This window comes from Ruoffia sp. FAM 20857 (genome assembly GCF_045528645.1).
In the GTDB taxonomy this organism is placed as follows: domain Bacteria; phylum Bacillota; class Bacilli; order Lactobacillales; family Aerococcaceae; genus Ruoffia; species Ruoffia halotolerans.
The window spans coordinates 1-25563 of record NZ_JBGQRB010000034.1; the positions used below are offsets into that span (position 1 = coordinate 1).

Sequence of the window (25563 nt, forward strand, 5' to 3'; positions counted from 1 at the left end):
ACTAAAAAGTTTTTCTTTAGCTTAGAAAATCGATTAAAATATTTTAATTTCGATAAAGTGATCCAAAATTGAAAAATAACGACTAGAATAACTCAATATTTAAAAGTATGAATTATTCAGGATAAATATTCATAAATATATAACAACTAAAGTGTAGAATGAGGTTTGGAAACAAACCTCATTTTTTAAACATGAGAATAAAACAACGGACGGCATGTTATGCTTTTATATTGGCCTAAAATCCGTTACTATTAAGGGTAGTAATTTTGAACATAATCAGTGTGTATAATGAAACACACATATAAAGTAGTTTGATTGTAAGCATAAATAGAAAGAGAATCATTTTTTGTCTATCAACCTATGAATGATTTAATAAAGTATAGAAAGAAGGATAATGAATGAAACGTTTGATACAACAGTTTTTTAACTTTGCTGTTGTCGGTGGGATCTCAACACTGATTGATTTTATTGTGCTATATATTAGCTATGAAATACTGGGCATGAATTACTTAATCGGCACAGCCATCGCGTTCATTATTGCCACCGTATTTAATTATTGGGCAAGTATGCGATTTATTTTTGTTAGTAAGTTTGGAAAAGACCAACGCTATAAAGAATTTACAATCTTCTTATCACTGAGTATCGTCGGACTTATCTTGACACAGATTTTGATGTTCGTATTTGTAGAATGGTTTGGTGTGGCAGTCATGATAAGTAAGATTTTCGTCACAGGTTTTGTGATGATATTTAACTTTGTATCGCGGAAAATTCTACTAGATGATTCGAGTGAAGATGAACCAATCAATTCGGTACATACCGAAAAAGTTGCTGTTAAGGAGGCAAATCATTTTGACAAGTAATATTATGACGATTGTCGTTCCTTCTTATAATGAAGAGGATACGCTGGAAATTTTTATGGATGCGATTTTAGAAACTCAAAAGAAATTGCCATCTGTTTTTATTGAGACATTATTTGTAAATGATGGATCTCGTGACAATACACTTGCAGTTATTAAGCAATTAGCTGCAAAATATCCAGATAGAGTTAGCTACATCTCTTTCTCAAGAAATTTTGGTAAAGAAGCGGGAATTATGGCAGGGCTTGAGTATGCTCAAGGTGAGTGGGTTGCTTTAATGGATGCGGACTTACAAGACCCCCCTGAGATGCTTGTTGAGATGCATCGATTAATTACAGAAGAAGACTATGATGTTGTAGGAACGAAGCGCGTAAGCCGTGAGGGTGAGCCGCCAGTGAGATCATTCTTCGCCAATTTATACTATAAGTTGAATAATGTCATCTCGGATGTCAAATTAGAAGAAGGTGTTCGAGACTATCGTTTAATGAAGCGCGAAGTTGTCGATGCTGTATTAAGCTTGCCAGAGAGAAATCGATTCTCTAAAGGGATCTTTAGTTGGGTCGGTTATAAAGTGAAGTATTTAGATTACTATAATGTTGAGCGAAGCGCCGGCGATTCATCTTGGTCTTTTACCCAACTCATTCGATATGCTTTCGATGGCATCATCAGTTTCTCAGATGCGCCTTTAACATTTGCAAGTATGCTAGGTTTAATTATCTTTATCCTTTCAAGTATTTATGGAATCTACATTATCGTTAAGACAGTTCTTCTCGGAGCAACAACACCAGGCTGGCCTAGTCTAGCGGTACTCATCGTTGGTATGGGTGGTCTGCAATTATTCTGTTTAGGTATTGTTGGTAAGTACGTCGCTAAAATCTTTAATGAAACTAAGCGTCGCCCACTCTATATTGTAAAAGAAGCTCATACACGCAAAGAAATTGAACAATAATAAAAAACCGTCTAAATCTCAAACGCAATTTGTAAAGAGATTTAGATGGTTTTATTTAATTAGTTACTACTTAAAGCATGTGCCGCCCATTCCGCATTGATTAAATGGAATTGACCAGTTTCTGTTGTATTCACTATCTTCTTATATTTGTCTTTGGCGAATTTAAGTAAATTATCACTAAAATCAACTAAAAGTTGTTCATTAGCCGTAATGTACATAATTTTTGGTACGCCATCTTTCATATAAAAGAAGCGCGATTTAACATCTTCATTCGGTTTTTCTTTCGCAAATAACCCATCAGTCAACAATTTAACAATTTCAACTTCACGGTCATTATAGTGATGATCAAATAATTGAATTTTTTCTATTAAATCAGCATGGTGTGTCACAATACGCAATTCGTAATCAGATAAGTCCACTTTCTCGTCGCGAGTCACATTTTCTAAAAGTGTACTCAATTGATCTTGTTTATTTTTTAAGTTTGGTACTAAAAAGACCATAAATTCTTTTATTGGATCATGATATAAGAATTCTGTTTCGATTTGTCTGCGTGTACCACAATTACCACATTCAAAATATTGTAGTTGGCCATTTAATAAGTCTTTTTTCAAGTTCGGCTGTAATTTTGAGTTTACACGTGTTTCTACTTCTTGTGAAGCGGGTGTTTCACACACAGGGCATTTAATTTTAACTACTTGTTTCATTGAATCCTCCTAGAAGCTGTTCTATTGATATAGTCAATACATTCATTATAACAAAAATAGATAATTTATACGATATCAAAGGCAACAAGTAATCATGAGTATGCTATAATTTAATTGATAGGGCTACCAAAGTGAATAGGAGCTCAAATAGGAGAAAAGATAAGGTGGATGACAAATGTCTTTAGGTAAAGAAGCTGTTGGACGAAAAGCAGCAGATTATGTGGAAGATGGGATGGTAGTTGGCTTTGGTACAGGATCAACTGCATATTTCTTTATAGATGAAGTTGGAAAAAGAATACAAGCTGGCGAATTGAAACACATTGTTGGAGTTGCGACGTCACGTCAGACATTAACACAAATGCAATCATTAGGCATTGAGAGTCGTTCGCTTGATGATGTGAACTTTATTGATTTGCTTGTTGATGGTGCTGATGAGACGACTCGTGATTTTAACGGTATTAAAGGTGGTGGGGGCGCATTACTCCATGAGAAAATTGTTGCCCAAAACAGTCGACGTATTATTTGGATTGTGACGGAAGATAAATTAGTCGACACTTTAGGTAAATTCCCACTACCGGTCGAAATTGTTCAATTTGGTAGTTGGAAGTTATTCCGTACCTTCGATCAGTCTGGCATGAATCCTACATTTAGAAAATCAGGTCAAGATACATTATTTATTACAGATTCTGGTAATTATATTATTGATTTAAATTTAGATGTGATTCAAAATCCTCATCAATTAGCATTTGAGCTAAGTAATATGGTTGGGGTTGTCGAACATGGTTTATTTTTAAATTATCCTGATGTCATATTATCAAGTGATGCTGAAGGAAATGTACAAGAAATTACAAGAAGCAAATAATCTAAGAATTGGAGGTAAGTTATGAGAGTTGTTGATATCATTGAGAAAAAACAAATGGGTGAAGAGTTAAGCGAAGCAGAAATTCGCTTTATGGTGGAAGGTTTGACTGATGAGTCTATCCCGGATTATCAATTGAGTGCTTGGATGATGGCAATATACTTCCAAGGTATGAATGAAAAAGAAGCCAGTCATTTAACTATGGCTATGGTTGAAAGTGGAGATCAGATTGATTTATCTGGAATTGATGGCGTTAAAGTTGATAAGCATTCAACGGGTGGAGTAGGAGACACAACAACGATTGTCCTTGCGCCATTAGTTGCGAGTGCAGGTGTTCCCGTTGCTAAGATGAGTGGACGGGGTCTAGGCCATACCGGTGGAACCTTAGATAAATTTGAAGCCATTGAAGGCTTTAAGATTGAAGTACCAATTGAGAAATTTATCGAACTAGTGAATAAGAATAAAGTGGCGGTTGTTGGACAAACTGGTAACTTAGCACCCGCAGATAAGAAGATGTACTCATTACGTGATGTGACAAGTACCATTCAATCGATTCCATTAATTGCGAGTTCCATTATGAGTAAGAAAATTGCCTCAGGTGCCGATGCAATTGTACTGGATGTCAAAGTAGGCGACGGTGCGTTCATGAAGACCGTTGATGATGCGCGTCAATTAGCTAAAACAATGGTCCAAATTGGTGAACAAGTGAACCGTAAGACATTAGCAGTTATCTCTGATATGAGTCAACCACTTGGCTTTGCTGTTGGGAATGCTTTAGAAATTAAAGAAGCGATTGATACATTAAAAGGCGAAGGACCAAGCGACTTAACTGAGTTATGTCTAGTATTAGGGAGCCAAATGTTAATGGCTGCGAATAAAGTCGAAACCTTAGAAGAAGGTAAAGCCTTACTACAAGAAAAAATCGACAATGGAGAGGCGTTAGAAACACTCCGTCAGTTTGTTGAACATCAAGGTGGAAACCCAGCAGTTGTTGATGACCCTAGCTTACTGCCACAAGCGGCATATCAAACTGAAATTAAAGCAGACCGTGATGGTGTTATTAGTGATTGGACAGCACATGAAGTCGGAGTGGCTTGTAGTTTACTTGGCGCAGGGCGCGAGAAGTATACTGATGATATCGATCCAGCGGTTGGTGTAGTTCTTAAAGCGAAAGTTGGAGATTCAGTTAAAAAAGGCGATCCGATTGTTGTTATTCACTCGAATACAGAAGATATTTCTGAAGTTAAAGATAAATTAACAAAAGCCTTTAAGATTAGTGACCATAGTGAACCAATTCAATTAATTGTTGATACAATTAACCATGCATAGAAAATACTAAAAATCCCATTGTCTCATTGAAGAGGCAATGGGATTTTTTTAACGTCTTGCAAGGTATTTATAATCAATCTCACGTAATTCAGCATATTCACGTAGTGGACCACGTAGTAATAATTGGGTTTCTTGTAGTTCTTGGATGTTATGACAGTTGAGTAATAGAAGCATATGTTTGATCGCTTTCTCCCAATCTAGAACGATTTGTGTAGCAGCATCGACACCTTCTAAGTGGACTGTCTGAAGTAATTTACCAGATAGGCCAGTTGCTTTAGCTCCAAGCGCAAGTGCTTTTACGATATCGTAAAAGCTTCTGACTCCACCACTGGCAAGAATATTCACTTCTTTTTGTAAGGAAAGTGATTCTAATAAAGATTCAGGAGTTGTTTGTCCCCATTCGCCTAGGAGGCTGAAATCAATCGTATCACGGCGGTCATTTTCGATATTAACGAAGTTTGTGCCACCTCGCCCACTGACATCGATGTTTTTAACACCTAGTGAAATTAATTCTTCCATGGTTTCTTTACTCATTCCAAAACCAACTTCTTTAACAATCACTGGAACGTCTAAACCTTCAACAATTTGTTGAATATTTTCTTTCCAAGTTGAGAAATCACGGTCACCTTCAGGCATGACAACTTCTTGGGGTGTATTCAGATGGATTTGTAAGGCATTTGCTTCTAATAAGTCAACGGCGCGTTTAGCATTTTCTAAGTCATGATGTGCGCCTAAGTTTGCCATAACAAAGCCATTCGGGTTATTTTTTCGAATAATCGTAAACGAATCTCTGACTTCAGGTTCTTTCAAAGCGACGCTGACAGAACCTGATGCCATCGCTAAGCCTGTCTCATGCGCAAGTTTTGATAGTGAATCATTGAATTGTTTCGTATAGGTTGAACCACCGGTCATTCCATTGATATAGAAAGGAAAACGGTGTGTCGTATTTGCCCATTGAGTTGAGGTATCTATTTGGTCAAATTTCACCTCGCTGAATGAATGATGCATAAAGCGAATATCATCAAACGCAGATGTTTGTAATTTACTTTGTTGTTCTAATGCCAAGTTCACATGATCATCTTTTCGTTGTTGAGCAAGTGAAGGTTGATTTTCTTTTGTCATAATTGCCTCCGATACTATGTTGTTTCCGTAGAGAAGGGGGGAGTCACTTGCAGTGGTAAAGATACAATATCATCCAATTCCCGATCTTTAATTAAAGTCTCTGTCTCGATATCTTTATGGCCAATAGCAATGCCGCAATCTCCACCACCAGCCCCAGAGGACTTAGCAATGTATGAGTGAGGAAGTGCTGTTTCAATAAATTGAGTCAGTTCATTCGTTTCGATGTTTAGTTGATAGGTATGACTCAATTCTAAGAGTAATTGACGATATACTTGAATCTCATCTTGAATGACAGTTAAGTTCTTTTCTTGAAAGCCAATTCGCATGCGTTCAACCGATGCTTTTGCATTCTTTAAGAATGCTTTGAATTGGTCATCAGCTTGATTTAATTGATCAAGTAATTGCCCAACTAAGTTCTCAGTGGAAGCAGGGGATTGCGTCCACCCAATCAATAAAGCTAATTCATCCGGAACACTTAAGGACTCAATAACAAGGTCTGGCCAATCCTTTAATAGCAATGAAGCTACCGGTGTGTTTGCGTGAACCATCTCTTTCAGCCACTGACGGTCAAAAGATTGATAATAAACCCAGCCACCAGTCGTAATTGTCGCGATATCAGCCAAACTCCCATTTGATTTCGATAAAGTCAACGCAATCGCAGCCAGTTTAAAGATAGTCACATGGTCTAATGCTTGTACACCATGATAAGCTAATATGCCTTTAATCGTCGCCACGACAATCGCGCCACTTGAGCCTAAACCGAATTTTAACCCATCTTTATTAATTAAGTCTGAATTAAATTGAATATTATAATTTAAAAGTGGTACTTTTAAGCTATTTAAAAGTGATTCAGTTACACGAATCGCATTAATACAATAATGCCAACCAGTTGCAGTATTTGGTGCAACGTGGAAATGATTATCTTTTCGATCATAATTCAAAGGACCTAATTCTGACAAATTAGTCGTTATTACCCCACCTTCAGCAAGGTCACTCGCTGTAACTTGAGCAGTTAAGAACTGATCAACCGCTATAATAATAGCCGGTTGTTTCGGGAATAAAATCGCATATTCACCCGTTATAAATAATTTCCCTGGTACTTTAACGGTACTAGATTCATTGGGGGATGTTCGATTGAAAAGATCCTGTATCGATGTTTGTGTTGACAATATCTACACTCCTAACTAATCTTATGCGGGCCTTTTCCAGGTCCAGTAATAACTAGACGATCACTTGAAAAATGTTTTTCAAAGGCTTTTTTTATTTCTTCGGCCTGACTTAAACGGCAAAGAACTTTCACGTTTGGTCCAGCATCCATTGTAAAGTAACATGGAATGCCTGCTTCACGAAGGTCTCTAACGATGTTCATTGCAGTTAAAGATTCTGGTTCCCAATAAGTCATACTTGGATCAGCAGCAATAATCGTCGCATGCATCTTCATCGCATTATGTTCTGCGATTTGTCCAATCGTCGGAAAATCTCTATTCTCAATGGCAGGAATGATTGCTTCCAAATCTTCAGCCACTGTTTCCGGCCAAAGTTTGTAGAAAGGAGAAGTTTCGATAGTATGTTCCATTCCGACACGACTACTAATTTTCTTTTGTTCTTTATTAATCATAACAACAAGCATACCAATATCCCAATCAGCCTCATCAATCATCTCAGCAAAACTTGAATCCGATTCGTTCCCAATTCCTTTATGCCAAACGGTAAAGCCACCAAATAAACTACGAGTAGCACTTCCAGAACCACGACGAGCGTAGGTAGACAGTTCTTTATTCGATAGATTTGTCTCAAATAAATCATTACAGGCACTAGCTAAAGCTGCAAAAGCCGATGCCGAAGAGGCAAGACCGGCTGCAGTTGGAACATGATTGGTACTGTTTACGTGTACTGGTCGATGTATACCAGATAAATCTCTGAACATATTAATAAAACGCGATACTTTCTCGATCGCGTTAATGTCTTGTATTTGACCATCTAAGGTAAAGGTATCCTCATTGGATTGAGAATTCCATTCTAAAGTTGTTTCAGTATAAAATTGATCAAGCGTCAAAGAAAGACTACTTGTAACGGGAAGGAACAATTCTTTGTTTCGTTTTCCCCAATACTTAATTAAAGCAATGTTAGTATAAGCACGATACGTTGTTGTATCCATTTGTTTATGTTGCATTATAAACCTCACCTTATATTGTTTTTAAATCTAATGACCAAGTTTTTGTTGCGCCCGCATCCATCATTGCTTGTTGAATCAAATCGGCTTCGACTTTAGTTTGAGCTAGTGCGATTACACAGCCACCTAAGCCTCCGCCTGTAAGTTTAGCACCTAAAGCACCGGCTATCCAAGCAGCGTTAACGATACGGTCAATATGGGCATTTGAAATCTCTAATTGATTGAGATAGTAATGGTTATATGTCATCAAGCGACCTAATTCATTGATATCTTTCGCTTGAATCGCTTCAACAGATTGTTGGACAAAGCCACCAATGGCCCTCATCACCGTTCTAATAAAATCTGGTTTCGATTCTTTTAATTGACTCACCTTACTCACGGCTGTCTTCGTCTGACCTGGCATATCACTGTCAGCTACAACTAAGTAAGCATCTAGGTTAATTTTAATCGTTTTCGCTGTTTGACTTTTACGATAAATAACCGGTGAATTTGTACTAGCTAAAAGAGTATCTAAACCACTTGTTGATTCATGGGCGATAACCTCGGCTTGATTCACAATGAAATTCAACTGATAATCAGATATTTCTTGCTTGTAAAAATCACACAAAGCACGAACTAGCGCGACACTAACCGCAGCTGACGAACCCATACCTCGCCCTGAAGGAATCGAACTATCGATAGTAATATCCATAGGCGTATTCGCTAATTTAAAGCTACTCAGAGTCACTTCAATAGCTTGCTTAAGGTTATCTAAAGATTCCGGCGCATCTTCTATAATGCCATCATAATATGAACTATGAATGTAAGTATGATTAGATTTAGAAGGAGTGATCGTCACAGTCACATTGGCCGAATTAAAAGGTAATGCAATCGCAGGGTAGTCGTAGACAACCGCATGCTCTCCCATCAATATAATCTTACTATGAGCCTTACCTATACCAATAAGTTGTTTCGCATTTGAAGTCATTAATTTAGATTGATAATTATGTCGCTTTGATATGTCCATTTTCTACCTCCCATCACTTTTTTTATTTATATAAAATATTATTATTATATCACATTATTATTTTACATAAATACTATTAGAATACAACCTTTAGTAAGCATTTCCATAAGGAATAGTGTTAAAAAAAGTGGCTATTTCTATATATTTTAATTAAATGTATCTATAAAAATATCGAATGAGATAAGCTAAAACCCGAACATTCACTCGAATTTCTAGTTTATTTATCGGAGTTTTATTGTGTATTACTTTTAACCGTAGTAAAATTCTAAAATTAATACACTAAGAAATTCAATCGTATTGATAGTTTAATTATATAATATTCAACAGTTTTTGCAATAAATCGTCCCGAAGCTTTAATCATCACGCTTTTTTTGAGTGGATAATTAGAAGTTATAGTCGTTGTTAGTAAAATTTATGAAAATGGTTTCTTTCAAGCCTTTAAACTATTCCTGGAGAGTGCTAAAATACTTATAATTAAAGTAAAGTCTAAGGAGTGGTCATTTGACTAGCGAATTATTTACACATTATTCTAGAAAAGAATGGGAACAATTTAACCAAATGAAAGGAAACCTAAAACCAATTGTAGGATTGGAAGAATTGGTTTCCTTAAACGACCGATTATCACAACAAGATGTGAAAGAAGTCTACGTCCCACTAGTTCATTATATTGATGTAATGCTTAAGAACAAAGATGAATATGAAGTAGAACGTGATAAATTCTTTGATATTATCGGTGAGAAAAGTTCATTTGAGAATAATACATTCATGATTGGTGTATCCGGAAGTGTCGCAGTAGGAAAGAGTACTTCAGCGAGAGTACTTCAGCGCTTGCTTCAGAAATACTATCCTGAGAAGCAAATTGAATTAGTGACAACCGATGGATTTCTATACCCAAATGAAGAACTAGAACGACGTGGAATAATGAAACGGAAAGGATTCCCGGAAAGTTATGACATGCCTCGTTTACTAGAGTTTATGAGTAAGGTAAAAATTGGGGTAGAGGATGTTGAATATCCGACATATTCACATGAAATCTATGATATAGTACCAGGAGAAGTTCAAGTTATGAAGAAACCTGATATCTTAATTGTTGAAGGGATTAATGCCTTTCAACTACCGGAAAACCAACAAACGTATATGAATGAGTTTTTTGATTTTTCAATCTATATAGATGCCGATCCACTTCATATTAAAAGCTGGTTTATGGACCGGTTCAAGATGCACATGGAATCAGCGAAAGATGATCCAACGAACTATTTCTATGAAATTACCAAATGGCCATCTGAAAAAGTAGAAGACTACGGGAATGAAATTTGGTATACAATTAACTTAACCAATCTTGTTCAACATATTCAACCAACAAGAGGTCGGGCTGATGTAATCTTATATAAAGGGAAGAATCATTCGATTGACAATGTTTACGTACGTAAATATTGATTAAAAAAGGAGAATTGCATGGAAACAAATTTATTAGATATTGAGAAAATCGTTGTATTAGACTTTGGAAGTCAATACAATCAATTAATTACTAGACGTATCCGTGAATTTGGCGTATTCAGTGAATTATTACCCAATGACACAACAGCTGAAGAAATCAAAGAAATGACTGGAGTTAAAGGAATTATCCTTTCAGGAGGGCCTCATAGTGTCTATGCTCCAGGCTCATTTGATATTGATCCAGCTATTTATGACTTAGGTCTTCCAGTATTTGGAATTTGTTACGGAATGCAATTAACTACTAAATTATTTGGCGGAGAAGTTGAAGGGTCGAACAAACGTGAATACGGCCAAATGCCAATTAACATCAGTAATAACGAAGCGGGAATTTTTGAAGACTTAGCCGAAACAGAAACAGTTTTAATGAGTCACTCGGATTTAATTACAAAGGTACCTGAAGGCTTTGCTGTCACAGCAAGTAATGAAAGTACACCGATTGCTGCTTTTGAGAATACAGAGCGTCAAATTTATGGTGTTCAATTCCACCCAGAAGTGCGTGCAAGTGTTCATGGAAATGACATGTTACGTAACTTTATCTTCAATATTTGTAACGTTTCTGGAGAATGGTCAATGGAGAACTTTATTGATATTGAGATTGCTAAAGTCCGCGAACTTGTTGGAGACCGTAAAGTATTATTAGCTTTATCTGGTGGAGTCGATTCAAGTGTCGTTGGTGTGCTTTTACAAAAAGCGATTGGCGATCAATTAGTGTGTATCTTTGTCGATCATGGTCTACTACGTAAAAACGAAGGTGACCACGTAATGGCTGCCTTAGAAGAATTCGGCTTAAACATTATCCGTATTGATGCTAAAGAGAGATTCTTCTCTAAATTAAGAGGGGTAAGTGATCCAGAAGAAAAACGTAAAATTATCGGGAATGAATTTATTTATGTCTTCGATGATGAAGCAACTAAATTAGAAGGCATTGATTTCTTAGCCCAAGGAACACTTTATACAGATATTATTGAATCTGGAACAAAAACAGCTCAAACAATTAAATCTCACCACAACGTGGGAGGCTTACCAGAAGATATGCAGTTTGAATTAATTGAACCACTGAATACATTATTCAAAGATGAAGTCCGTGCTTTAGGTACAGCTTTAGGTATGCCAGATTCAATCGTATGGCGTCAACCATTCCCAGGACCAGGATTAGGAATTCGTGTGTTAGGTGAAATTACTGAAGAAAAAGTTGAAATCGTTCGTGAATCTGATGCAATCTTACGAGAAGAAATTGCTAAGCATGGTTTAGACCGTGATATTTGGCAATACTTTACGACTTTACCAAATGTAAGAAGTGTTGGGGTTATGGGAGATGGCCGTACTTACGATCATATGGTCGGAATTCGTGCGGTAACGTCTATTGACGGTATGACAAGTGAGTTCGCTCGCATTCCATGGGAAGTTTTACATGAAATTAGTAAACGAATTGTTAATGAAATCCCTCACGTTAACCGTGTAGTGTATGATGTGACAGGTAAACCACCTTCAACAATTGAGTGGGAGTAACACCAATTTTCTTGAAGAGAAAATGTTGGTGTTATACCTGCAAAGAGTACTAGGCTTTTTCCAAGTCGAAGACGCCGGGAAAAGTCAGGACCTTACTGCTGGGAATAAGAAATATTAAAGGAAATAGGCTGGACGACATGAAATTTGTCATCCAGCCTTATTTCTTGTGAATTATCCCTCATCCAACACTTTCTCCAACAACTCAGGATTATCTGTCATAATCCCATCAACACCTTTAGCGATCAAATCACGCATAGTTTCTTCGTCGTTAATCGTCCAGTAATAAACATCTATTCCGCGTTGACGTGAACCGTTAATGATATTCTTCTGCGTCAAATCTAGTCCATGTTGATTTGTTGGTAGTTGGAAAGCTTGCGCATCTGTATGTGCAATCCCATTCAGCCTTAAAATCATCCTCGTTAAGTAAGAGGTTGCTTCACTTTCACCCGCACCAATAGCTACTTGACCTTGAGATACTTCTTTGAAGCGTCTGTTAATCTTATGGTCGAAACTGCCTATAACGACTTTATCTTCCATATGGTACTTTTGAATTAGACGCCACATCTCTTGAATTAAGTCTTCGTAAAGCGCTGGGTCATTAGTATCTTTTAATTCAATGACAGCAGGTGTGTGAGGGAATAATAAGAATATCTCTTCGACAGTTGCTAGTTGAACACCTTGATCTTGATAAGGATAATTACCTTCTAAATCTTGGAATGTTACACCCGCATCGAACGATTTAATCTCAGTTAAAGTGAGTTGGTTAATATAGCCACTCCCATCTGTAATTCTATCGACAGTAGGGTCATGACTGGCAATGAGATATCCATCTTTGGTAATATGAACATCATACTCGAACATGTCTGCTCCGGCTTGTGCAGACCTAGCGAATGCTTCTAAGGTTTCCTCAGGTGCCAGGGCACAACCTCCGCGGTGGGCTATATTTAAGGGTCTGTCTTGTTTCTCATAATTAAAGGGTGTCGTTTTTTCTTTAGGTGGCCATGCATAGATTGCTAACCAAGTTGGAATTACTACACCCGCGATACCTAATGTTTTCTTCCATAGTGAGCTCATAGTGATCCTCCTATCATCTTGATAGATTAATTATATCAAAATTTTTATAAGATAGTTAGAAAGAAAAACACCTAAGAACATCATTGTCTCAGGTGTTTTCATTCGTAGATTAGTCTTCTAACTCAATTACTGGAAGGTCACTAATTTTGATGCCGTTGATTTCTTCTTGTTCAACGGACACATCATCACCATTAAAGTATTGAGCGGAGATCTCTGCTAAAGTGCCATCTTCTTTCATCTCAACTAAGACAGCATCAATAGCTTCTTGAAGCGCGTTTGATTCATTATTATAGACGAAGGCACTGAATGAAGGGTTGTAGAATACATTCCCAAGTTTAACACCTAAGTCGCTAAAGAAATCAATAGAAGTCTTTTGTAAGTAGTAGTCATTAGGGATGAAGTCAGTACGTCCATTCGCAACATCTAGGAAATATTGATCGTTTGTTGCGTTGTCATAAGTCACAAGTTCAGCTCCTAATTGAGCGGCTACTTGCATATAGTTGGTTGTCGCTCCACCAGCAGCTTTTTTACCAGCAAAGTCTTCAATCGATTCAATACCTGAATTATCAGATAAACGGACAACGATCGAAGTGAAACTGTATTTAATAGGTTCACCGATTAAGAAATCTTTCTCACGTTCAGCAGTGGGTTGAACTCCTTCAGCGACCAAGTCAACTTGACCTGACTTCACAGATGTTAACATTCCGTCAACACCCATCTCCATGAACTCAACTTCAAGACCTAGGCGATCAGCTACCTCACGAATTATATCAATATTATATCCAACTAATTCGTTGTCCTCATTATAATAACCACTAGGGTAGAGCGTACCTGATATGGCTGCGATGAGATGACCTCTTTCTTCTACGCGACTTAAGGAATCATCTTCTTGAGCTGAGACAGCCGTGAATTGTGTGAAGAAAAGTGAAACGATAACTAATGCACTAAAGAATTTTTTGAACATTTTTTACTCCAATCATTTTTAATTCTAAGGAGACATGCGTTTGCTAGGGGGAGTTATCTGATCTGGCTTATATAGTCGCTCTAAGTAATCTTGTAAGAAACCATAAATAACACAGATAATCCAATAAATAATTGCGATAAGAAAGTACATGGTCATATAGTCATTATTAGCTCCACCGACAATTTTAGCTTTTTGGAAGATTTCTGGAACAGTAATCATGGCTGTCAGTGAGCTTCCTTTTACCAAGTCCAATAAGACGTTACTCAAGGCAGGAATCGCAATACGAGTGGCTTGAGGGAAAATAATTTTTCTCAAAACTTTTCGTCGATTCAATCCCAAAGACTGAGCAGCTTCCCACTGACCCTTGTCGATGCTTTCAATAGCTGAGCGAATAATCTCAGAACTGTAAGCACTGCTTGTTAGTCCAAAGCCAAGGACCGAAGCTTGAATAGCTGTCAGCATAAGATTGGCTAAAGGGAGACCAAAGTATAAAAAGAATAAGGTCACGAGTACTGGCACACCTCTGAAGAAAGAAACATAGAACCGAGCGAGGATTCTAAGTAGCCTTGATCTTGAGATTCGCATAAGGGCAAGGATTGTTCCTCCGATAAGACTCAGGATGAAACTTAACAGTGAGATAGCAATCGTATAACTAAGCCCTTCGAGTACAAAAGGGATACTTTCAAGCGCAAGTTGGGGATTAAAAATATAATCCCATCTGATATCTGATAAAATAATTTTAGTCACTGATCCTCTCCTTTGAAAAAATATAAACAATAAGTATGTTATCACTAGATTTTAATAAATACAAGTTTTTGAATTGCGTTTTCTATATATAATTGGAAGAACAAATCTGATGAAAAAAGGAGCCATCATTGACATTAAAACACTATTTTGACTATAATTAATATACTGCGTTTTAAGAATTTTCATAGATTGAAGTGAGGTTAATATGTTTGCAATATTCAAAAAATTAGCATGGTTCTTTAAACTGAGATGGAAAACCTATGCACTTGCCATAGGTGGCTTAACTACCTGTGCCATCTTATCAGCGATTATCCCATTAATTATCGGAGGATTAGTCGATTCAATGGCAACCGGGACTATTACTTGGGACCACTTAATACAACAGACTGGATTACTCCTTGGTATTGGCTCACTTATGTATGGATTAAGATACATGTGGCGCAGTAATTTGTTTGGGAATTCAACATTGTTAGAAGCGATTATGCGTAACCGTTTGTTTGATCATTTTACTAAGATGGATCAGAAGTTTTACGGGCAATATCGTACTGGTGATTTAATGGCACATGCGACGAATGACTTAGCTGCTTTACGCTTTGTTGCTGGTGGGGGAATTATTACTTTAACTGATTCCTTATCAATCACTGTCGTGACTTTGTTTTCAATGATTTTTATTATTGACTGGCAATTGACCTTGTTTACTATTTTACCTTTCCCATTATTGATTTTTGTTGCCCAATATTTAGGAAAATTAATTAATAAGTATTTTAGAGGGTCATTAAAAGCTTTCTCTGATATGAATGATCATGTACAAGAGAGTGTCTCCGGAATGAAAGTGATTAAAGCTTTCGGTGAAGAGGAAGAGGAAGAGGATTACCTAGATTTTGTTAAAGAAACGGACAATGTCGTTGAAAAGAACAAGAAAGTATTCCGAATTGATTCGGCTTATACGCCTGTCATCGATGTGATTACTGGTTTAACTTATGTATTAACGATCTTTTTTGGGACATACTTTATCCAAAATGGTCGTATTACTTTAGGAGACTTAATCGCTTACCTAAGTTATTTAGGAAATATGACTTGGCCATTATTAGCTGTTGGAAGATTAGTGAATACAATGGAGCGCGGGAATGCGAGTTATGATCGAGTAACTGATTTGCTATCTGAAAAAGCAAGTGTCGTCAATGATCCCAATCCTGTTAAAAACTTAGAATATAATGATTTAAAAGTAAATATTAATACCTTTAGTTATCCAGATTCAGAAGTAGAAATTTTAAGTGATATTCACTTTAAACTGGAAGAAGGGGATACTTTAGGCATTGTTGGCCGAACAGGGTCTGGAAAGAGTTCCTTGTTTAACTTATTAGTGCGAAATTTTGATGTTGAATCTGGAGAAATCCTTATTGATAACACACCACTGAATAAGATTGATATGACAGAATTAAATGATCGAGTTGGGTATATTTCACAGAACAACTTACTTTTCTCAACGACAATCCGAGAGAACATTCGCTTCGGTCGTCCAAATATGACACAAGAAGAAGTCGAATATTATGCAAAGGTTGCAGATGTTCATGAAGACATCCTAACTTTCTCAGATGGTTACGATACCTTGGTTGGAGAACGCGGTGTGAGTTTATCTGGTGGGCAGAAGCAACGGATTTCAATCGCTCGAACATTAGCGATGAATCCAGAAATATTAATTATGGATGATGCGCTTTCCGCTGTGGATGCTAAGACAGAACAAAGGATATTAACGAACTTACGTGAATTCCGTCAAAAAGGGATCACAATCATAGCGACTCATCGATTAAGTTCAATTATGCGTGCAGATGAGATCCTAGTCTTAGATAATGGGCATATTAGCGAACGAGGAACTCATGAGCGGTTACTCTCGTTAGAAGGTTGGTATGACAATATGTTCCGTCAACAACAATTAGATCAGAAAATTTCAGAAAGTGGGGAAGACAATGAGTAATACGAAACAAAGAAAAACAAGCTTCTCACTAAAAGAGCAATGGAACATATTACGTTATTTATTCTCATTTGCGAAATCTGAAACTAAATGGTTTATCTTATCTATTGTTATGATGGTTATTGCTTCTGCTTTATCAGCTTACTTACCTATTATTATTCAACAATATATTGATGAGTACTTATCGACAAGTTCAGCAACAATCCAAATTACTTTACAAGTAGCTGGAACGTACCTTGTTTTATTACTTTTAAGAATGGTCATTGTCTACGTTAAAGATTACACTTTTAAATTAGCATCCGAGCATACGGTAGCGAATATGCGAAATAATTTGTACCACAAATTAGGGAAATTAAGTTTAGATTACTTTAACAAAACACCTAATGGTGAAGTTGTCTCACGTGTGACGAATGATACCGAGACAATTAAAGAATTTTGGAATGTGTTTTTAACATTTTTCGATGGTTTTATTAATGCAACGATGATTGCGGTAGCGATGTTTTCACTTAGTGTATCAATGTCTTGGGTCTTCATGGCCTTTATCCCCGTCATATTCATCTTGATATACGTCTACCAAAAGATTAGTACTGTCATCTACCGTCGTATGCGCCAAGCGTTAAGTAAGGTGAATGCGCGCTTAAGTGAGTCAACAATGGGGATGTGGCTCATTCAACAATTCAATCAGACCCAGCGAATGAAAGAAGAATTCGATGAAGTAAACCAGGAATACTTAGTGGCTAGAACTAATATGTTCAAGATGAATGCTGTGCTATTAATGCCTGCCATTAACCTTATTGAACAAATTGTGTTGGTCATTGTCATCTGGATCTTTGCTGCGCAATTACTTTCGGGTTCAGTCGTTGATATTGGGATTATTTACGCTTTTACGTCTTATTCTAAGTCATTCTTCCATCCAATTGGAGGGATGTTAGACAGCTTGAGTATTTACCAAGATGGGCTAGTTTCAGCCTCTCGCGGGATGGCTTTACTAGCAAATGAGAATACAGAACCTCAACCAAATGCGAATGCAGTGGATTCATTGATTGATGGTCAGATTAACATTGATGATTTGTATTTCTCGTATGATGGTAAAAATGTTGTATTGAAAGATATCGATTTAGAAGTGTCTCCGGGAGAAATGATTGCGATTGTTGGTCATACCGGATCTGGAAAGAGTACAATCATTAATCTGTTAATGCGATTCTACGAATACCAACAAGGATTAATTTCCGTTGATAAAGAAGATATTCGTGGTTACACCAAACGAAGTATTCGCTCTCAAATCGGCTTAGTCCAACAAGATGCGTTCATGTTCTATGGTAATTTCTATGACAATATTCGTTTACATGGAAACTATTCAGATGAAGAAGTGAGAGAAGCTGCAGAATTTACTGGAGCAGATCACTTTATTAAATCAATGGAAGATGGTTATCGTTCTCACATCAGTGAGGGGGGAACTTCACTATCAGCTGGTCAGAAGCAGTTAATTAATATTGCACGTACGATTATTCGAAATCCGCGAATTTTAATTTTAGACGAAGCTACGGCCAATATTGATACGGAGACGGAGCAGTATATACAACAAAGTCTTGAAAAGATTCGAGAGCAAGCGACATTAATTGTCATTGCCCACCGACTTTCAACAATCAAAGATGCTGACAAAATCTACGTTCTGCACAAAGGCCGTGTTATCGAACAAGGTCATCATGATGAACTGATTAAATTAGAAGGAACATATTACGATATGTACCGCCTGCAATCTTTACAAGGAAAAGTATAAGAAAAAAAGCAAAGTGTGCTAACTAGCCACTTTGCTTTTTTTGTCTAAACAATCTGTTAAATAGACAATAGCCCTCTCAATAAAGAGAAGGCTACCTAACTATTCAATATTATTATTCTAAAGTTCTTTCTTGTAACTATTACTTAAAATTAATTCTTTCTCATTTAAACGATATATTCCCATAACCTCTAATATATCCTTGTAACCCTTTAGTTACGCCAGTTTGATTAAATTTCATCAAAACAAATTAAATTCTTGCATAAAAAATATCTTTCGCGTATTAATTAGTATAACATTCTTTGTATTAAAAAGCGAATTCTGTAAATGAAATAATTATTCTTGTTGTAAATTTACTTGTGAATAGCAACCCAATATATATTAAATTTTAAATAAAAATACATTATCTTGATGTAATATATACCAACCTGAATGATTCATAGTTTATTACCAATGTACGTATATTAGTGTTCCAGAAACTTTTTTAGTCTATTCATTCAGCACCCATAGGGTGCAAAAAGAACCTCAATCTGTTAAGGTTAATTCGACAAAAAACTACCCACAGAAAGAGGTCCTCAATGAATAGATTAGTCGAAATACCAACAAATTTCAATCCCTCATTAACAATTTCAAATAATGGGGGTACTTTATTTACCGATTCGGGATTAGTAGTGCTTAAATTGTTTATGGAACACATTCATTTTTCAACATTAGCAAGTCAACTCCTTCATTTTAAGGACTTTCGCAAGCATTTTAAGCATTCCAATGTTAATATCCTTGAACAACTTATTTTTCAATTAGCTGCCGGATATTCAACAGACTCAGCTGCTGATTATCTGAATAAAGATCAAGTATTTTCCGTTATTCCCAACCACTTGGTTGCCTCCCAACCAACTATCTCACGCTTTTTTAAGCAGATAGATGAACAAACTATCAAAGATTTTTCGACATTGAATTTAGCGTTACTGAATCGTTTCGAACCTCTCAGGAATTCTTCTGAGTTGATCATTGATGTAGATTCAACGCACTTTGATACCTATGGCCAGCAAGAAGGCACAGCTTACAATGCCCATTATGGCACAACTGGATACCATCCTTTAGTAGCGTTTGATGGCCTAACAGGCGATTTTTTAAGTGCGGAACTACGTCCAGGTAACGTTTATACTTCAACCAATGTTGCAAAATTTCTTTCGCCATTGTTATCTCATTATCACCAACCGACGTTAGATAAAACCATTTTAGTCCGAGGAGATAGCGGTTTTGCAACACCTGAAATTTATGAGTTATGTGAACAACAAGATGCTAACTATGTGATTCGTTTGAAAAGCAATCGGGCTTTAGGTAAGTTAGCCGAAGGCTATATTAAGATTGATGACGACATGGATTGGACAACTGATGAAACCTATTACTACTCGACCACTTACCAAGCAGCGAGTTGGACAAAACCGAGACGCATTTGCATTAAATCTGTTAGGCGCCCCAATGAATTAATATTTGAACACACTTATATTGTTACCACTCTTTCGGATAATGTTAACGCTCAAACAGTGTTCTCTATTTATCAAAAGCGTGGTCAGATGGAAAATTATATTAAAGAAGCTAAGAATGGTTTCTTTATGGGCAAAACGGACAGTCTAGGTTTTATAGAGAATTTTGGTCGCTTATGGATTAGTGCCTTAACCTATAACCTCGTTAATCTCATGAAAAGATTCTGCTTAGAGCCAAAAAATCAAACGATGCAGGTTAACTCTTTAAGATTGAAATTGTTTAAATTTGCAGGAAAACTCGTTAAAACAGGGCGACGTTTGTACTTAAAAATGAGTACTAGTCATGTCTATCAGAAAATATTCTATCGACTAATTACCAAAATTAGTTTGTTAGCTCGAAATATTAAAAAATGGGTAAGTCCAAGGGATAAGTCCGCCCATAATTGGCTAAATACCTGTAACATGTCTTACATGAGGGTTAAAAAGGATAAAAACTAAAGCCAATAGGCTTAAAAATAAATAGTATACAGCTAAAAACGGTTAAAAGTAGGAAATTATCCTTATAAAAGAAAGTTATGAATCATTCAGGATTAAAGTTACTTATTAAGAGTTACTTATAAAGAGGGGAAAGTAGAGAGGTTAATGAGCAATGATTAAATCAATCGTTGAAGAGTCTAGTTTGGATAGTCCGTATAAGAGTATCAATTTAAAGCGAATTGAACCACACTTTGCCAATGAGATTAGTGAACGTTTGCTTTTATTACATCACGAATTTGATTTGCCAAAAGGACTCATCAGAATCACTGACCGCAAGAGTAAACGTAATCTCGCTTATCAAGCAACAAATGTTGTCTCGCGAATGCGTAAAGGAAAACAGTATGGATTGTTCGATAGCAATTTAAACTTTAGCCATAATATGTTTCAAACTAAGGTGAGGTCGGTTACTATTCATCACCGTGTCTACCAGTTGAGAAACTCACCCTTAATTGCAGATCAATCAGGATTAACGACAATCGACCATGAATTTGCACACTTATTGAACTCTTTTTATATCTTGAATTGTCAAATTAAGTGCAACGCTACACCAAAAAATACTTCATAGGGCGTTTTCCAGTTTAAACACTTCCTTGGGCGTAAGTTGAGTTTACGAACATATTGATCTACAACCTGATCAGTGACCGTATCCATCTCTTTTGTTTTCGGTAAATACTCTCTTAATAGGCCGTAAGTGTTTTCGTTCGTCCCTCGTTGCCATGGAGCATGTGGGTCAGGAAAGTAGAATGGGACGTTATTAAGAGCTTTAGTGATTTCCCAATGTTTTGAGAACTCCTTACCACGGTCTGGAGTAATTGATTTTACTTGATTAGATTCAATAGAAGAGAATAAATGAATCATCTTATCTCTGACTAGTTCAGATCGTTTTTTCTCGATTTTTCCACTCATCAAGTATCTTGATCTACGGTCGGTAAGCGTAACTAAACAAGCACCACCCGTCTTACCAGCCACTGTGTCTGCCTCCCAATGACCAATTTCAGAACGATCATTAGCAGTAGCTGGACGCTCATGAATCGTATTAGAGATCTGTATTTTACCTCTTCTCTCAATATGATGTTTCGTATGTCTAGTTTTTCCACGGTGTCTGAGAGAACGAACCAGCCCGCGGTTTCCTTTACTGAGTGGTTCTGTTTCAAATAGACCCCTGTAGATTCCGCGATAAATGGTAGGGTAACTTATATGGATACCTACCTGTTCGTCTTTCAATCGATAGGCAATCTCTTCAGGTGACCATTGTTCTTCTACGAATAGCCTTCGAACGATTTTCCAAACCTTGGGATTAGACAAAATCAACTTTCGCCCACAGTTTTGCTTTCTGTAAGAATATAACGTCTGAGCAATGATAGGAGAATAAGTCCCCTTCTTAAAATTACGTTTCAGTTCTCTAGAGATCGTTGACGGACTTCGGTCGACGGCAGCGGCAATAGTGCGAATAGAATGACCTTGGTTGAACATTAAAAATAGTTTTTCTCGTTCAAATATTGTAAGATGGTTATAGTGGCTCATAGCTATCTTCCTTTCAAATAGTGTGGACAACCCTATTTTAACTGGAATTTAGCTAGGGGTCTTTTTTAAGGATTAAGTGTTGCACTTAAAGTGTATATTCAAGATGCTAAAAACAAATAAGAATCTACAAGCGATAGCTGAACAATATGAGAATTTACGAGAAATCGATAAGCGTGATGTAAAAACCTTAAAGGCATTTAATCATGCGTTGATCTATCATCCTAATTCCCTAAACGAAACTGTCTATCAGTCTCTATTAAAACAAAGTGGGTTGAATCGCTTGCATTTTAAACGTCTTATTAAGGAAACAATGGGTACTTACGCAGCACAATCTACACGAGAGTTTTTTGCTGAAGCATTTACTATATCTCAGTATCTACCAAATTACCAAAAACCATTCATGTCCTTGTTTCGTGAGGCCTTATCAAAGTCATTAGAGTGTTCAACATTTTGGGATTGAAATCATTAACAGCATTCAAAACAGTCACCTCAGTCATTTCAGTCACATCATTTAAATTAGTCACTTCACTCTATTGACACGGAAAAGCAGACTGTTTTGATAACTGTTGATATTTTTAACAGTCGATAATATGTGACATTAAGGGAATGAGGCAATAAGGCAATATAAGCAACAAGACAAACAGGAGCAACAGGAGAAAGAAACCGATATCTAAAAGGAAAAGAATTTAGGAGCGTTAAATGATGCAAATTAGAGCACTGGAACGAGAAGATTTAAAGTTTATCCATGAGATCAATAATGAAAGAAATACAATGGCTTATTGGTTCGAAGAGCCATATGAGTCGTTAGATGAGTTAATCAGTCTTTACGATAAACATATTCATGATACTCATGAAAGGCGTTTTGTGATTGATGTAGAGGGTAATTTTGCCGGTGTTGTTGAGTTAGTTTGGATCGATTTTATCCATCGTAATTGTGAGATCCAGATTATTATCTTAGAAAATTTTAGAGGATTTGGTTATGCGCAACAAGCGTTGAAAAAGGGGATTGAATATGCATTTTCAATTTTAAATATGCATAAAGTCTATCTATATGTTGATACGAGTAATGCCCCAGCAGTCCACATCTATAAAAAAATTGGTTTTGAGATTGAAGGCAACATGAAAGAGCAATTCTTCTCGAATGGCACTTATCGTGATAGTTATTTTATGGGGTTATTAAGATCTGATTATATCAAAGTGTGATTGTTGAACGATTAGTGATGAGGCTGTTGATTAATCACTGAAGAACGCTTATGATAGAGAATAAAAAATTGGAGGAGATAAGATGGGGTTAAACGAGTATATTGTGGGACTTAGCAATTTAGAAAAGATTTCTAGGGCACCAGGATTTTTTAAGTTCACAGAACATACGGTTGCTGCGCATTCATTTAGGGTAGCATCAATCGCACAAGTGTTGGGGGATATTGAGGAATTAAATGGTGTTGAAATCAACTGGAAATTACTCTATGGAAAGTCTTTGAACCACGATTATACTGAAAGGTTTATTGGGGATATTAAGACACCAGTAAAATATGCCAATAAACAATTACGGGGAATGCTACATACAGTAGAGGAACGAATGACGATTGAGTTTATCGATCAGGAAATTCCAGAAGAGTTCCAAATGATTTATCGTAGGCGACTTTTTGAGGCGAAGGATGATTCGGTAGAGGGACAGCTACTGGCAATCGCTGACAAGGTTGATTTATTGTATGAATCTTTTGAAGAAATTGTGAACAGCAATCCAGAACCGGTCTATCAAGAGATGTTTTTAGAAGCGTCAACCACTATTCAATCCTTTAAAGAAAGACCCTCTGTCAAATATTTTTTTGCACATATATTTCCAGAATTACTCAATAAAGACTTTTTTGGCAAAGACGATTTTTTAAATCGCGTGGATGAAGTTCTGGCAAATTAATAATCTCAAAGAAACGGAGACCTATAATGGCAAAAGTTGAAAGTTTTATTTTAGATCACACGAAAGTCTTGGCACCATATGTTCGATTGATTGGTACGGAAAAGGGAACACAAGGCGACATCATTTGTAATTTTGATCTACGATTAATTCAACCAAATGTGAGTGCAATCCCTACTGCTGGGATACACACCATCGAGCATCTACTAGCTTCTTTACTAAGAGACCGCTTACCAGGTGTGATTGATTGTTCGCCGTTTGGCTGACGGACGGGTTTTCATTTGATTATGTGGGGTGAGCCAACTGCTCATGATGTAGCAGTAGCACTAAAGGCCTCACTAGAAGAAATTGTTTCTTCAATCGAATGGTCAGATGTTCAAGGTACTACCGCGGTTAGTTGTGGCAACTATGTCGATCATTCCTTATTTTCGGCTAAAGAAGTTTCAAAGCATGTCCTAGAGAAGGGTATCAGTGACGATCCATTCAAACGTCATGTCGTTTAGAGAAAGCTTATGACCGATATATTTAACCGATATAGTTAGTTGTCATCAGATAAAAGTAGAGGTGTAGCCATAGTGATTACTATCGAAAAAAAGACAACTAAAAATATCCCATTTTTAGTTGTGGAAGACAAGGATATTGTCAAATCATCCGCACCCGTTATGGTTTTTTACCATGGTTGGACAAATGCTAAGGAATCTTTAATGACGCAAGCCTATGTATTTGCATTAGATGGTTATGCTGTCTTTGTGCCCGATGCATTGTTGCATGGTGAGCGGAAACAGGAGAATAGAGCATTAGAGGGGACAACTGATTTTTATCGTATTTTGTTTCAAAATGTCAAAGAGTTGCCTACTTTAAGAGAATATATGGAAGAAAATGGTTATGACGGCACTGATATAACGGTTGGTGGGATATCGATGGGTGGCTTTACCACCTCCATGCTTTTGACAACTTATGATTGGGTAACAGCTGGAGCTAGTTTTATAGGCTGTCCAGATCCAGTCTCGTTCGGTAAAGATATGCTAGTCCAACAATATGAAAATGGTGGAAAAGAGAAGTATCCGAAAGAAATTTGGGACGATTATTTTGACCAAATGGACCGATTAGCCAGTGACTTGAGACATTATTCGTTAGCAGAAAACTTGAATAAAATACTAGAAAAACCTTACTTCATTTTTCATGGTGGCAAAGATGAGGTTGTTCCAGTTAAATATGATCGATTACTGGCCGAAGATTTGAAAAAATCTCATGGAAAACATTTTCGTTATAGCGAGCAACCTTCAGGAGGACATCACGTACCTTACCGCAGTTTATTAGAGGCTATAGATTTCTTAAATAACGAACGAAATCAATAATAATCTCTCAAAACGTTTACTATTTTGTGACATGAGATGTTATGACTCAAGAACTCAACAGTTGAGTTCTTTTTTTATGTGCGCCCGGCATGGGCGATAACTTGGTGGTGAAAGTCCACTACAGACTTGGCAGTAGGAACTGTTAGCTAAAGGCAAGGGTGTCCACCGTGAGGTGGAATCTGAAGGAAGCCGGAGGCAAACAC

The 25563-nt window shown here is 36.8% G+C and carries 22 protein-coding genes and 2 pseudogenes; 15 read left to right on the plus strand and 9 right to left on the minus strand.

Features of this window, described 5'->3' with window-relative positions:
- Positions 1 to 398: 398 nt before the first annotated feature.
- Both ACEN4N_RS08385 and ACEN4N_RS08390 read left to right on the plus strand, forming a co-directional pair.
- The gene (locus ACEN4N_RS08385; protein WP_407090949.1) at positions 399 to 860 is read left to right on the plus strand and encodes a GtrA family protein; all 462 of its coding nucleotides are present in this window, start codon (positions 399 to 401) and stop codon (positions 858 to 860) included.
- Positions 850 to 1806 (plus strand): glycosyltransferase family 2 protein, encoded by a 957-nt coding sequence (locus ACEN4N_RS08390; RefSeq protein ID WP_407090950.1) that lies wholly within the window; start codon positions 850 to 852, stop codon positions 1804 to 1806. The genes ACEN4N_RS08385 and ACEN4N_RS08390 overlap by 11 nt, the downstream gene beginning before the upstream one ends.
- Positions 1807 to 1865: 59 nt before the next feature.
- Here the strand turns inward: ACEN4N_RS08390 and ACEN4N_RS08395 are convergent, their stop codons facing one another.
- Positions 1866 to 2510 carry a CpXC domain-containing protein gene (locus ACEN4N_RS08395; RefSeq protein WP_338489832.1) on the minus strand — a complete coding sequence of 215 codons (645 nt, stop codon included), beginning with the start codon at positions 2508 to 2510 and terminating at the stop codon, positions 1866 to 1868.
- Between the two features lie 175 nt (positions 2511 to 2685).
- Here ACEN4N_RS08395 and rpiA point away from each other — a divergent pair, with 175 nt between their 5' ends.
- Both rpiA and ACEN4N_RS08405 read left to right on the plus strand, forming a co-directional pair.
- Positions 2686 to 3372, plus strand: coding sequence for a ribose-5-phosphate isomerase RpiA (gene rpiA, locus ACEN4N_RS08400; RefSeq protein ID WP_197104179.1), 687 nt, complete (start codon positions 2686 to 2688; stop codon positions 3370 to 3372).
- A gap of 21 nt (positions 3373 to 3393) precedes the next feature.
- On the plus strand, positions 3394 to 4698 hold the full coding sequence (locus ACEN4N_RS08405; RefSeq protein WP_407094029.1) for a pyrimidine-nucleoside phosphorylase: 1305 nt from the start codon (positions 3394 to 3396) through the stop codon (positions 4696 to 4698).
- A gap of 48 nt (positions 4699 to 4746) precedes the next feature.
- Here ACEN4N_RS08405 and fni read toward each other — a convergent pair whose 3' ends face one another.
- From fni to mvk, 4 genes are read right to left on the minus strand one after another with little or no spacing between them, the layout of a single operon-like run.
- Positions 4747 to 5820: a type 2 isopentenyl-diphosphate Delta-isomerase gene (gene fni / locus ACEN4N_RS08410; RefSeq protein WP_407094030.1), complete on the minus strand. Its 1074-nt coding sequence runs from the start codon at positions 5818 to 5820 to the stop codon at positions 4747 to 4749.
- A 14-nt stretch (positions 5821 to 5834) separates the two neighbouring features.
- Complete coding sequence (locus ACEN4N_RS08415; RefSeq protein WP_407094031.1) at positions 5835 to 6989, minus strand: phosphomevalonate kinase; 1155 nt, start codon at positions 6987 to 6989, stop codon at positions 5835 to 5837.
- A gap of 11 nt (positions 6990 to 7000) precedes the next feature.
- On the minus strand, positions 7001 to 7993 hold the full coding sequence (mvaD, locus tag ACEN4N_RS08420) for a diphosphomevalonate decarboxylase (protein ID WP_407094032.1): 993 nt from the start codon (positions 7991 to 7993) through the stop codon (positions 7001 to 7003).
- A 13-nt stretch (positions 7994 to 8006) separates the two neighbouring features.
- A complete protein-coding gene (gene mvk / locus ACEN4N_RS08425) occupies positions 8007 to 8999 on the minus strand; it encodes a mevalonate kinase (RefSeq protein WP_407094033.1) in 993 nt (330 codons plus the stop codon).
- Positions 9000 to 9500: 501 nt separating this feature from the next.
- Here mvk and coaA point away from each other — a divergent pair.
- Positions 9501 to 10436: a type I pantothenate kinase gene (gene coaA, locus ACEN4N_RS08430; protein ID WP_407094034.1), complete on the plus strand. Its 936-nt coding sequence runs from the start codon at positions 9501 to 9503 to the stop codon at positions 10434 to 10436.
- Between the two features lie 18 nt (positions 10437 to 10454).
- Positions 10455 to 12005, plus strand: coding sequence for a glutamine-hydrolyzing GMP synthase (gene guaA / locus ACEN4N_RS08435; protein ID WP_407094035.1), 1551 nt, complete (start codon positions 10455 to 10457; stop codon positions 12003 to 12005).
- Positions 12006 to 12176: 171 nt separating this feature from the next.
- On the opposite strand, the gene ACEN4N_RS08440 is transcribed toward guaA, so the two are convergent.
- From ACEN4N_RS08440 to ACEN4N_RS08450, 3 genes are all read right to left on the minus strand, one after another.
- Positions 12177 to 13079 carry a glycerophosphodiester phosphodiesterase gene (locus ACEN4N_RS08440; protein WP_407094036.1) on the minus strand — a complete coding sequence of 301 codons (903 nt, stop codon included), beginning with the start codon at positions 13077 to 13079 and terminating at the stop codon, positions 12177 to 12179.
- Between the two features lie 109 nt (positions 13080 to 13188).
- Positions 13189 to 14043 carry a transporter substrate-binding domain-containing protein gene (locus ACEN4N_RS08445; RefSeq protein ID WP_138404122.1) on the minus strand — a complete coding sequence of 285 codons (855 nt, stop codon included), beginning with the start codon at positions 14041 to 14043 and terminating at the stop codon, positions 13189 to 13191.
- Positions 14044 to 14067: 24 nt separating this feature from the next.
- Positions 14068 to 14781, minus strand: coding sequence for an amino acid ABC transporter permease (locus ACEN4N_RS08450; RefSeq protein ID WP_235888765.1), 714 nt, complete (start codon positions 14779 to 14781; stop codon positions 14068 to 14070).
- A gap of 214 nt (positions 14782 to 14995) precedes the next feature.
- On the opposite strand from ACEN4N_RS08450, the gene ACEN4N_RS08455 reads away from it, so the two are divergent.
- The 4 genes and pseudogenes from ACEN4N_RS08455 to ACEN4N_RS08470 all read left to right on the plus strand — a co-directional run bounded on the left by ACEN4N_RS08455 (position 14996) and on the right by ACEN4N_RS08470 (position 21128).
- Entirely contained in the window at positions 14996 to 16765 is a 1770-nt protein-coding gene (locus ACEN4N_RS08455; RefSeq protein ID WP_407094037.1) for an ABC transporter ATP-binding protein, read from the plus strand.
- On the plus strand, positions 16758 to 18542 hold the full coding sequence (locus ACEN4N_RS08460) for an ABC transporter ATP-binding protein (protein ID WP_407090714.1): 1785 nt from the start codon (positions 16758 to 16760) through the stop codon (positions 18540 to 18542). The genes ACEN4N_RS08455 and ACEN4N_RS08460 overlap by 8 nt, the downstream gene beginning before the upstream one ends.
- Before the next feature lie 575 nt (positions 18543 to 19117).
- Positions 19118 to 20443: pseudogene (locus tag ACEN4N_RS08465) on the plus strand (IS1380 family transposase); the annotation flags it as partial.
- Between the two features lie 232 nt (positions 20444 to 20675).
- Complete coding sequence (locus tag ACEN4N_RS08470) at positions 20676 to 21128, plus strand: hypothetical protein (protein WP_407090715.1); 453 nt, start codon at positions 20676 to 20678, stop codon at positions 21126 to 21128.
- On the opposite strand, the gene ACEN4N_RS08475 is transcribed toward ACEN4N_RS08470, so the two are convergent.
- On the minus strand, positions 21089 to 22093 hold the full coding sequence (locus ACEN4N_RS08475) for an IS30 family transposase (protein ID WP_407090719.1): 1005 nt from the start codon (positions 22091 to 22093) through the stop codon (positions 21089 to 21091). The two genes, ACEN4N_RS08470 and ACEN4N_RS08475, sit on opposite strands and share 40 nt — an antisense overlap.
- 97 nt (positions 22094 to 22190) lie before the next feature.
- On the opposite strand from ACEN4N_RS08475, the gene ACEN4N_RS08480 reads away from it, so the two are divergent.
- The 5 genes and pseudogenes from ACEN4N_RS08480 to ACEN4N_RS08500 all read left to right on the plus strand — a co-directional run bounded on the left by ACEN4N_RS08480 (position 22191) and on the right by ACEN4N_RS08500 (position 25360).
- Positions 22191 to 22547 (plus strand): hypothetical protein, encoded by a 357-nt coding sequence (locus tag ACEN4N_RS08480; protein ID WP_407090716.1) that lies wholly within the window; start codon positions 22191 to 22193, stop codon positions 22545 to 22547.
- Between the two features lie 242 nt (positions 22548 to 22789).
- Positions 22790 to 23290: a GNAT family N-acetyltransferase gene (locus ACEN4N_RS08485; RefSeq protein ID WP_407090720.1), complete on the plus strand. Its 501-nt coding sequence runs from the start codon at positions 22790 to 22792 to the stop codon at positions 23288 to 23290.
- An 82-nt stretch (positions 23291 to 23372) separates the two neighbouring features.
- Positions 23373 to 24005, plus strand: coding sequence for a YfbR-like 5'-deoxynucleotidase (locus ACEN4N_RS08490; protein ID WP_407090717.1), 633 nt, complete (start codon positions 23373 to 23375; stop codon positions 24003 to 24005).
- Positions 24006 to 24031: 26 nt separating this feature from the next.
- Positions 24032 to 24505, plus strand: a pseudogene (locus ACEN4N_RS08495) (S-ribosylhomocysteine lyase).
- 72 nt (positions 24506 to 24577) lie between these two features.
- Entirely contained in the window at positions 24578 to 25360 is a 783-nt protein-coding gene (locus ACEN4N_RS08500; RefSeq protein ID WP_407094038.1) for an alpha/beta fold hydrolase, read from the plus strand.
- Positions 25361 to 25563: the final 203 nt, after the last annotated feature.